At 58.5% G+C, this 564-nt stretch carries 1 protein-coding gene; it reads right to left on the bottom strand.

All coding sequences use genetic code 11. The features are described from left to right. Nucleotides 1–87 precede the first annotated feature (87 nt). Nucleotides 88–300 carry a hypothetical protein gene (locus tag AC1DY5_RS58120; RefSeq protein ID WP_478123113.1) on the bottom strand — a complete coding sequence of 71 codons (213 nt, stop codon included), beginning with the start codon at nt 298–300 and terminating at the stop codon, nt 88–90. Nucleotides 301–564: the final 264 nt, after the last annotated feature.

The raw sequence follows: 564 nt of genomic DNA, 5'->3' as shown, positions 1-564 counted from the left end.
ACATATTTACGTAGTGAATGTAACTACAAATCAGCTTCTAGTCAGCCAGTCGGCGCGCCTATTCGGGGCAGTCCGTGACTTAATTCCTCACCCCGATTGGGGGATGACGCGCAAGCCTAAGAGGGAAATCGCGTCTAAGGTAAGAGTGGTGTCGACCGCCTCGTCGCGCGGTACCAGTCCCTGCGTTCGCCCATCTCGCCCGACGGCACGCAATTGCCGATCGGCGTGGCCAAGACGGTTGATCTCGCCGAGCACCGCCGGCGACAACCCGATCCCGCCGCGCAGAAGCGCCGGCGCCACCTGAGTCGCCGATAGCGACTGCAGACCACCCAATGCATTTCTACATGGCCTGTCAAGCCCCGCCTTGGCTGGCTACAAATGCATACTTTCGGTTACATTGGCCGGCCGCCTTGGAGTGGAAGGCGGTTCCAAAAACAATTCGTTCGGAGCAAGAGAGCCATGGTGCAAATCTGGAAGTTGGTCGGTACAAGCGTACTTGCCTTTGGTTTGGTGGACTGCGGCGGGGGCGGCAGTAGCGGTGGAAGTTTTCAACTAACCACACCC

The sequence above is a fragment of the Variovorax sp. P4_D9 genome, from assembly GCF_056401695.1.
Note: the sequence above shows the minus strand (reverse complement) of the source record. Positions and strands in the feature narration are given on the sequence as shown.